This is a genomic window from Paraburkholderia sp. SG-MS1 (assembly GCF_012275575.1).
Lineage (GTDB): Bacteria > Pseudomonadota > Gammaproteobacteria > Burkholderiales > Burkholderiaceae > Paraburkholderia.
The window spans coordinates 1-8,218 of the sequence record NZ_NPIH01000072.1; the positions used below are offsets into that span (position 1 = coordinate 1).

The 8,218-nt window shown below is 64.7% G+C and carries 8 protein-coding genes and 1 riboswitch; of the genes, 3 read left to right on the forward strand and 5 right to left on the reverse strand.

Features of this window, described 5'->3' with window-relative positions:
- From CIC12_RS04995 to CIC12_RS05010, 4 genes are all read right to left on the reverse strand, one after another.
- Nucleotides 1–862 (reverse strand): FUSC family protein (locus tag CIC12_RS04995; RefSeq protein WP_168662723.1); only part of this gene is annotated, 862 nt, incomplete at its 3' end.
- 6 nt (nucleotides 863–868) lie between these two features.
- The gene (locus tag CIC12_RS05000; RefSeq protein WP_168662725.1) at nucleotides 869–1,558 is read right to left on the reverse strand and encodes a MarR family transcriptional regulator; all 690 of its coding nucleotides are present in this window, start codon (nucleotides 1,556–1,558) and stop codon (nucleotides 869–871) included.
- A gap of 346 nt (nucleotides 1,559–1,904) precedes the next feature.
- Nucleotides 1,905–3,563 carry an ATP-binding protein gene (locus tag CIC12_RS05005; protein WP_168662727.1) on the reverse strand — a complete coding sequence of 553 codons (1,659 nt, stop codon included), beginning with the start codon at nucleotides 3,561–3,563 and terminating at the stop codon, nucleotides 1,905–1,907.
- Nucleotides 3,564–3,567: 4 nt separating this feature from the next.
- Nucleotides 3,568–5,085, reverse strand: coding sequence for an ATPase domain-containing protein (locus CIC12_RS05010; protein WP_168662729.1), 1,518 nt, complete (start codon nucleotides 5,083–5,085; stop codon nucleotides 3,568–3,570).
- A 304-nt stretch (nucleotides 5,086–5,389) separates the two neighbouring features.
- Here CIC12_RS05010 and CIC12_RS05015 point away from each other — a divergent pair, with 304 nt between their 5' ends.
- Nucleotides 5,390–5,833, forward strand: coding sequence for a hypothetical protein (locus tag CIC12_RS05015; RefSeq protein ID WP_168662731.1), 444 nt, complete (start codon nucleotides 5,390–5,392; stop codon nucleotides 5,831–5,833).
- Between the two features lie 42 nt (nucleotides 5,834–5,875).
- Here the strand turns inward: CIC12_RS05015 and CIC12_RS05020 are convergent, their stop codons facing one another.
- Nucleotides 5,876–6,502 carry a histidine phosphatase family protein gene (locus tag CIC12_RS05020; protein ID WP_168662733.1) on the reverse strand — a complete coding sequence of 209 codons (627 nt, stop codon included), beginning with the start codon at nucleotides 6,500–6,502 and terminating at the stop codon, nucleotides 5,876–5,878.
- Between the two features lie 104 nt (nucleotides 6,503–6,606).
- A riboswitch (adenosylcobalamin (AdoCbl) riboswitch) is annotated at nucleotides 6,607–6,693 on the forward strand.
- 52 nt (nucleotides 6,694–6,745) lie between these two features.
- On the opposite strand from CIC12_RS05020, the gene CIC12_RS05025 reads away from it, so the two are divergent.
- The gene (locus CIC12_RS05025; RefSeq protein ID WP_121320359.1) at nucleotides 6,746–6,967 is read left to right on the forward strand and encodes a CbtB domain-containing protein; all 222 of its coding nucleotides are present in this window, start codon (nucleotides 6,746–6,748) and stop codon (nucleotides 6,965–6,967) included.
- An 11-nt stretch (nucleotides 6,968–6,978) separates the two neighbouring features.
- Nucleotides 6,979–7,719: a CbtA family protein gene (locus CIC12_RS05030; protein WP_168662734.1), complete on the forward strand. Its 741-nt coding sequence runs from the start codon at nucleotides 6,979–6,981 to the stop codon at nucleotides 7,717–7,719.
- Nucleotides 7,720–8,218 lie beyond the last annotated feature (499 nt).

Here is an 8,218-nt window from a genome sequence, read left to right on the forward strand (position 1 = left end):
CGGGGTGATCGCCCTCGCTGACGGCCGGCAGCGGTTCGTTGAACCATTTGATCACATCGGCGAGCAGCGCTTCGAGCCCTTCGGGCCAGCTCTGGCGACCACTGTTGTAGAGCGCGATCAGCGGATCGGCGAGCGACGACATGATCGGCAGCAGCAGTTGCATGCGTCCGCGCAGTTCGTGGGCGCGCGCCAGCACGTCCGGCCGCGTGTGATCGTAAGCGAGCTGGCTCAGCAGCAGTTCCAGACCGTTGATGGTGCTGGCGAGCCGCTGGCGCGCGCCCGAGATCGCCGAGCCGGCGATGCGTCCCGACAGCGTTTCGGTCGCATAGAACGCGGCGTCGCGAAACCACGCGTCGGTGCGCTCGATGATGGTCGGCGCAAGGCGGCTCGGAAACAGCGAACTGCCGACGATGCTCGCGCAGACGATGCCGAGCGTGATCTCCTCGGTACGGCTGATCGCGAGGTCGAACACGCCGGCCGGGTTCATCACCGAGGGCAGCGCGATGATCGGCATGGTATAGGCGGCCAGCATGAACACGTAACTGCGCGCGGTGCGGTCGGATACCGCGAGGTAGAGCAGCGTGCCGGTCCACAGCGCGACGATCACGCTGAACAGATACGGCGATTCGACGAAGGGCGGCACGAGCAGCACGGCGGCCGCGGCGCCGAGCGCGGTGCCGAGCGCGCGATACAGCGCCTTCGAACGCGTTGCGCCGACGAACGGATTCGACACGATATAGACCGTGGCCATCGCCCAATACGGCCGCGGCAGTTCGAACGCGAGGCCGATGTAGAGCGCGAGCATGGCCGCGGCAAAGGTCTTCACCGAAAACAGCCAGTCACGCAGGGTGGGATAGACCATGAGCCGTTATGCCGGATCGCCGGCGTGATGCGGCGCCGCTGCGTCTGCTTCGCCTTTGTTGGACTTGGACGCCTTGGCGGCTTTGCGGGTCTTGGGGGCTGCTGGCGGGAGCTTGGCCGGTGTTGGTTGGGGTTGTCGCGTGCGTTGCTTTTGCTGCTGCGGGCGTTGAGTTGGTTGCGAGGATTGCGCAGCCTGCGTGCGTCGCGCCTCTTGCATCGGTTGACCGGGCTGGGCGCGCTCGCTGCCACCCTGCTCGGCCCGTTCGGTGGCATCGCTAGTGAAGGCATCGAGCACGCGCAAGGCCGCTTCGAGATCGCTGCGCGATACGCCTTTGAGCGCCTGCGCCCGCAACGTGACCAGTTCTTCTTCCATTTTCGCGGTGACGGCGCGGCCTTCATCTGTGAGCGCCACGGTTTTCGCGCGGCGGTCTTCCGGGTCTTCTTCCCGGCGCATCAGGCCCGCTGCGCACAGTTGATCGAGCAGCCGCACGAGCGAAGGCCCCTCGATGCCGACGTGATCGGCGAGCGTCACCTGGCGCACCGCCGCGCCGAGCCGGCTGGCGGTTAGGAGCGGCGTGGCGCACGCCTCGGACACGTTGAAGGCCGCCAGCACGCCGTGGCTCGTGCGCCGCCACTTTCTGGCAGCGACAACCAGGGTGCTGCTGACGGTGCGGCGCAGGGTATCGAGATTCGGCATGCGCGGTATTGTATTTTCCAAACCATTCGTTAGCAACCTATTGAATTAGAAATTTTTCGCCCGGGTGAAGGCTGCGGGGCAGTATGACAATGCTTACTGAATACATAAGAGACGTGTGCCGTTGTTATTGGCTTTGCGAGTTGCTCAGTCAGATGGTCATGCGTTCGCACGATCGATCGGGTGCTGCGGGAGGGCGAACCGAGGCGACGGTACAGACGGTTCACGTGCGAAGTGTGAACGCGTGCCGAGGGCGCCATGTGCAGAGGTATGCGACCCGGGAAGTCGTCAGCACACCTCGCTGCATGTCGTGCCGCGCCCCCGCTATCACGCCGTGCTCAAGCCACGCTCAAGCCGCGAGCCCGAGCCGCACGGTCCGCGCGAGATCGTCGAGCTGAAACGGTTTGCGCAGAATCGTGCAGCGCTTCACCGCCAGACCGGAAATATCCACGTCGGCATAACCGGTCGCGAGAATCACCGGCAAGTCCTCGCGCATCGCGCGCGCGGCGGCGATGACGTCGATACCGTTCATGCCGGGCATCGCGAAGTCGACCATCAGCAGGTCGGGCTTGTCGTCCTGCAGGCGGTTCAAGCCGGCCTGGCCGTCCGCGGCTTCGGTCACCGTATAGCCGAGCATTCTCAGCGACTCGACCAGCATGGCGCGCACCTCGCTGTCGTCTTCGACTACCAGCACGCGCTTCTCGCCGACGGCGTTCGCTTCGGCATCGGACGCCGCTTCGGTCTGCGGGGCTTCGCGTTCGCGCAGCGGCAGCCAGATCTCCACCGTGGTGCCCGCGCCTTCCTCGCTGAAGAGCCGCGCGGTGCCGCCCGCCTGCCGCGCGATGCCATAGACTTGGCTCAGGCCGAGTCCCGTGCCCTTGCCGATCGGCTTGGTGGTGAAGAACGGATCGAATACGCGCGATACGACGTCGGGCGGCACGCCCGAGCCGGTATCCACGACTTCGACCACTACGTAACGGCCGTCGTCGAGCGTCGGGTCGGGCGCCGCGCGCTCGCGCACGCGGATCTTGAGCTGGCCGCCGGCCGGCATCGCGTCGCGCGCGTTGATCGCGAGATTGAGGATCGCCAGTTCGAGCTGATTGGCATCGGCCTGGGTCCACATCTCGCCGCTATCGAACTCGTTGGTGTAGCGGATGCTCGACCCGAGCGATACCGCAATGATGTCGCGCATGCCATGCAGCAACGCGACCACGTCCACCGCTTTCAGATCGAGGTTGCTGTTGCGCGAGAAGGTCAGCAGCTGGCCCGTCAGTTTCGCGCCGCGTTCGGTCGCGCGTTTGACGGTGGCGGCCATGCCGCGAATGCGCTCGTCGGCACTGACCCGCGCGATCAGTTCCGCGTTGACCATGATTACGTTCAGCAGATTGTTGAAGTCATGCGCGATGCCGCCGGTCAACTGCCCGAGCGCTTCCATCTTCTGCGATTGCACCAGCACCGCCTGCACTTTGGCGCGCTCGTGAATCTCCATCATCAGCCGGTTATTGGCGGACGCGAGCTCATGCGTGCGTTCGGCGATGCGGCTTTCCAGCGAATCGTTCAGCTGCACCAGCGCCGCTTGCGCTTCAATCCGTTCGGCCAGATGGCGGCGCGATTCATACTGCCGCGCGCGCGCGCGCAGCGAAGAGGCCACTGCGCGGCGCAGCGTTTCCGAATTCAACGGACGTTCGAGCACGACCACGTTGCCGAGCCGTTCGAGCACTTCCAGCCCGCGCGCGGAGCGATGCCCGACGCGCGACGCGGCGAGCAGGATGAACGGGAAGTCGGACCACGCCGGCTGTCTTTCGAGCCATGCGAACAGGCGCGACGCATGGCCGCCCGCGAGCGCTTCCTCGGCGATCAGCGCGGCGCCCGCGCCGGTGTCGAGCGCGGTGGTGAGCGCGTCGGCGTCGCGGCATCGCACGCACACGCGCTCGTCCTTGTGCAGGACTTCGGCGATCACCTCGGCGTCGCGGCCGAACGGCGCCAGGATGAGGACGCGTTGCTCCATGACCTTACCGCCTCGACGTGTCGATGACGCGATCCGGCGCGCCGAGGAGCGCGGTGCTGCCGCGATAGGACGGCAAGCCGGACAACACGCCCTCGAAGTCGCGCAGTGCTTCGCCCACTTCCACGCCACCCCTGCCGAGCCGGAACTGGCGGATCGAGCGTTCGTGCGCGTTCGCGCGGCTCTTTACGGCGGTCACGGCGGTCAGCACTTCGCCGTGATGTTCGAAGTAGCGGAACAGCACGACGACGTCGCTGAGATAGCTGATGTCCACATCGTTCTGCACTTCGCCGATGATGCCGTGCTGGCCCAGCACCAGCATCGTGATAATGCCTTGCTGGTTCAGGTAGCCGAGCAGTTCGTGCATTTGCAGCAGCAGGTAGCGCTCGCCGGGCATCGCCTGGAGATACGCGTTCAGGCTGTCGATCGCGACATAGCGCGCGCCCCTTTTTTCGACCGCGTCGCGCACGTCGCTCGCGAATTCGCCCGGCGAGATTTCCGCCGGATCGATCTGGCGCAGCGTCAGCAAGCCGCTCTCGACGTGCGGCGTGAGCTGCATGCCGAGCGTCGCGCAGCGGATCGTCAGCGTGGTCAACGTTTCGTCGAACACGTAATAGACGCAGTGCTCGCCGCGCTCGAGGGCGGCGATCAGGCACGACACCACGGTGGTGGTCTTGCCGACTCCCGACGGACCGATCATCAGCGCATTGGTGCCGGGAATCAGTCCGCCGCCGAGCAGCGCGTCGAGACCGCCCGTGCCGGTGCTGACCGGTTCGGCGTCGAACTCAGCGTGATGCTCGGCCGCGACGAGGCGCGGATAGACGTGGATGCCGCCCGTGTCCAGCGTGAAGTCGTGAAAGCCCTCGCGGAACTTGATGCCGCGCATCTTCGCGATGCGCGCGCGACGCCGGTTGCCGCCGTAGTCGTGCGCGAGGTTGTCCAGCGTGATCACGCCGTGCGCGATGCTGTGCAGTTGCACGTCGCCGGGATCCGACGAATTGTCGTCGAGCAGCAGCACCGTGCATTCACGGGTCGCGAAATAACGTTTGAGCGCGAGAATCTGCCGGCGGTAGCGCAGCGGGTTCTGCGAAAGCAGACGCAGTTCGGAGAGGCTGTCGAGCACGATGCGCGCGGGTTTGAGTTCTTCGACTTGCTCGATCACGTTGCGCACGGTTTCGCCTAGCTCGACTTCCGCCGGGTGCAGCACGGTCTGCTCGTATTGCGGGTCGAGGCCTTCGTCGGAGAGCAACTCGAGGATCGCAAAGCGGCTGACGTCCCAGCCGTGGCTTTCGCCGACGGAGACCAGCTCGGCGCGGGTTTCGGAGAGCGTGATGTACAGGCCGGTGTGGCCTTCCTCGGCGCCCTTGAGTAGGAATTGCAAGGCCAAGGTGGTTTTACCTGTGCCCGGTTCGCCCTCCACGAGGTACATGCGGTTGGGTGTGAGACCTCCCCCCAGAATGTTGTCGATTCCTTCGATGCCGCTGGAGAGGCGGGCGGGGGTGTCGGCGGCAATTTTGTTTGACATGGCGTAGCGGTGTGCGTCGGGTTGGGTGGCGGAATATTCCAGGCCGGTACGGCGGGGATGCAAGTTGTGTGCCATCGGTGTGGACGGCAGGTTGCTGCGGGGATTGCCAAGTCGGGCGCGGTAGTACGCGGGGTGGTGGCAGGCGGTTCAGAGGCCTTGGCTGGTTTGATACGCGCGCGCATGTCGTGTGGGCGAAGGACGGCTTGTGGCGTGCATGGGCATGGAGCGTGCTCCCGCGTTGAATTCAGGGTGGGAATGCTTCAACGCCGTCCGCCAAGCCTCTTTTCCACAGATTGCCGCCGATATGAACCACTTCCGATTTCTTGCCGCTGTATGTATCGCGGCATCGCCTGGCGCGTTATTGCCGGGGGCCGCCGCCCATGCCGACGAGACGCCCAGCCCGTGCGCCGCGCTCAAACGGATCGTGTCGGCTGCGCCCGACGGTCTTGCGTCGTTGACGCCGGAGGACGGCAAAGGCGTGGCGCAACCCTATGGCGACGACGCGCAATGTTCCGCGAGTCAGCGTAGTTTCCAATGCACATGGACGCCGCATGGCGATGCCGGCTCGAAGCTGGACGCGCTGCAAGCCGTGGCCGCGGATATCGCATCGTGTTTGCCGGACGCGACGCATGATCAGAATTCGCCGGGGCGCCAGCACTTTTATCTGGGCGCGAAGGGCAGGCGGACCGATATCACGCTGACGCCAGCGGGGGCGAACAGTGTGCGTCTCGTTGTGTCGGGAAAGTGAGGGAGTGACGCTCGGGCGGCTGGCGGTGACGACTGGATGCGGCTAGAGGGAGGCGGGCCGCCATGTCCAGCCACGCTGCGAATGCCGCAACTCGACCATCGAGAGCGGCGTGATCTCGATGCGCGCAAACACCGTGGGTGATGCCCCCGTCGCATGGATGATCGCGGCCCGCAGCAGCGGCGCGTGGGTTACCGCAATGACTGTGTGCGCGTGGGTCGATGCGGCACTCGTTTTTCCGCTATGTGTTCCGCAGCCAGCACCTTGCGGCGTGCCGAGCGCGTCGAGCCATTGCCCCACTCGCTTGACTAGCTGACTGAACGATTCGCCGCCGGGCGGCGTCGCGTCGGGATCATGCGTCCATGCGGCCAGTTCCTGCGGCGTTTCGATGGCGAGATCGGCGAGGCGCCGCCCCTGCCAGTTGCCATAGTCGATATCCGCCAGCGCGGCGTCGACGGTGGAGGCGAGGCCCAGCGCCGACACCGTGTCGCGTGCGCAAGTGGCGGGGCTGACAAAGGCGGCCGCGTCGCCGGAAAGCGCAGCACGCAAACGTGCCGTATGGGTTTTGACTTCGGCGAGGCCGCGCGCGTCCAGCGGGTCGTCGGCGGGAAAGCGGCCTGCGCGTTGCGCGGCAGTCGATGCGTGGCTCAGCAGTAACAGTCGCATGTCCATTCCGTTCGTTTCCTTCGATGCCGTGCCGACATGCCACGCCGGCCCGCATTGCGCGGCCTCCGACGTTCACGAAGGTCGCAGTTTAGCGCGTAGAATAACGGGGCTGCGAAGCACGGAAGCCGGTGAGAGCCCGGCGCGGTCGCGCCACTGTAATCGGCACCACTAGCCGAAAGCCAGACCTGAGCTTCGCACCATTCCTCTGCAATCGACTTTCGGGGCGCGCTACCCCCAGGAGATGTCCTCATGACCGAAGCTGTTTTCGATTCCGCCTCCCAACCCGTCGCCCAACCCACGCCGATCCCGCTGCGCGAGTTGCTGCCGTGGGTCGTGTTCGGCGGGTTGCTGCTGTTGCTCGCGCTTTACTTCGTCGGTGCGGAACAGGGCGCCACGTCGCTGGTGCCCGGCATGTACGTGCATGAATTCGTGCACGACGGGCGCCATCTGCTTGGCTTTCCCTGTCACTAACGGAGTCGGACATGGTTGGTAAATTGTTGGTACGCGGGATGCTCGCAGGCATCGCCGCGGGACTGCTCACGTTCGGCTTCGCCAGAATGGTCGGCGAGCCGCAGATCGATCAGGCGATTTCGTTCGAAGAAAAGGCAGAAGCTGTGCATGGCGATGCGCCAGAACCTGAGCTCGTGAGCCGCGACACCCAAGCGGGCCTGGGCCTCCTGACGGCTGTGGTGACTTATGGGGCGGCGTTCGGCGGGCTGTTTTCGCTGGTGTTCGCCTACGCGTATGGGCGAGTGGGCGCGATAAGCGCGCGCGCATTATCCGCATGGCTCGCGCTTGGCGCGTTCATTGCACTGGTGATTGTGCCGAACATCAAGTACCCGGCGAATCCGCCGTCGGTCGGCGACTCCGACACGATCGGCATGCGCACGGGGCTGTTCTTCCTCATGATCGCAATCTCGCTGACGGCGATGGTGTTCTCGCTGAAAGTCCGGCGGCGCGCGGTGATGAAGCTCGGTGCATGGAACGGCTCCATTGTCGCGGGACTAGTGTTCGTCGCGATCATCGCGGCGGTGCAACTGTCGATGCCGGCCATCAACGAAGTGCCGGCCGCTTTCCCTGCCGTGCTGCTGTGGCAGTTCCGCGTCGCGGCGATCGGCATGCAGGTGATCATGTGGGCGACGATCGGACTGCTGTTCGGCGCGCTGGTCGAGCGGGGCGCTTTCATGCGCGTGAATGGGCGCGCGGTGACGAAGTCGGCTTGACTTGGCCGAGACGGGCGTGACCACGAAGATGGCCGCGCCCGGCGCGCAACGCGCGAGAAAGGCTTTACATCAAGGACTTGGCGCGGTTGTGGGGAGGTTATCCACAGGCTTGCGCACTTTTTCTGTGGACAAGTTTTCGCGGGACGGCTCTGCTCTCCTTTTAGAGGCGAGTGCCCGCAAAGCGAGTTCAATCAGTCTCTTCGTGACTCCCTGTCTGGTAGGAGGAATATCCAGTCGTGCGACAGAAACGTCCGCTCCCGCTCCATCTCTATCTAGTGTTTGCACGTTCTATAGCCGATCGCTGATTTTGCCGGACACGTCAGATTAAATCGGATGACTAACTAATTCGTCGCCACCCTCACGATGCCTCTTTTCTGCGCTTCTCAACTTTCCGAAAATAATTGCATCGGAGGGGTTGACGGGGTGCGGGCCGCATCGCATAATTCGCCTCCCGTTAGATGACGGACGCGAAGAAAGCAGAGCTTCTGAGTGAATGATC

Excerpts from the sequence above, each read along its gene's own strand:
- CIC12_RS05000 (WP_168662725.1), bottom strand. The coding sequence starts at position 1,558 with ATGCCGAATCTCGATACCCTGCGCCGCACCGTCAGCAGCACCCTGGTT.
- CIC12_RS05025 (WP_121320359.1), top strand. The coding sequence starts at position 6,746 with ATGACCGAAGCTGTTTTCGATTCCGCCTCCCAACCCGTCGCCCAACCC.
- CIC12_RS05020 (WP_168662733.1), bottom strand. The coding sequence starts at position 6,502 with ATGGACATGCGACTGTTACTGCTGAGCCACGCATCGACTGCCGCGCAA.
- CIC12_RS05015 (WP_168662731.1), top strand. The coding sequence starts at position 5,390 with ATGAACCACTTCCGATTTCTTGCCGCTGTATGTATCGCGGCATCGCCT.
- CIC12_RS05005 (WP_168662727.1), bottom strand. The coding sequence starts at position 3,563 with ATGGAGCAACGCGTCCTCATCCTGGCGCCGTTCGGCCGCGACGCCGAG.
- CIC12_RS05010 (WP_168662729.1), bottom strand. The coding sequence starts at position 5,085 with ATGTCAAACAAAATTGCCGCCGACACCCCCGCCCGCCTCTCCAGCGGC.
- CIC12_RS05030 (WP_168662734.1), top strand. The coding sequence starts at position 6,979 with ATGGTTGGTAAATTGTTGGTACGCGGGATGCTCGCAGGCATCGCCGCG.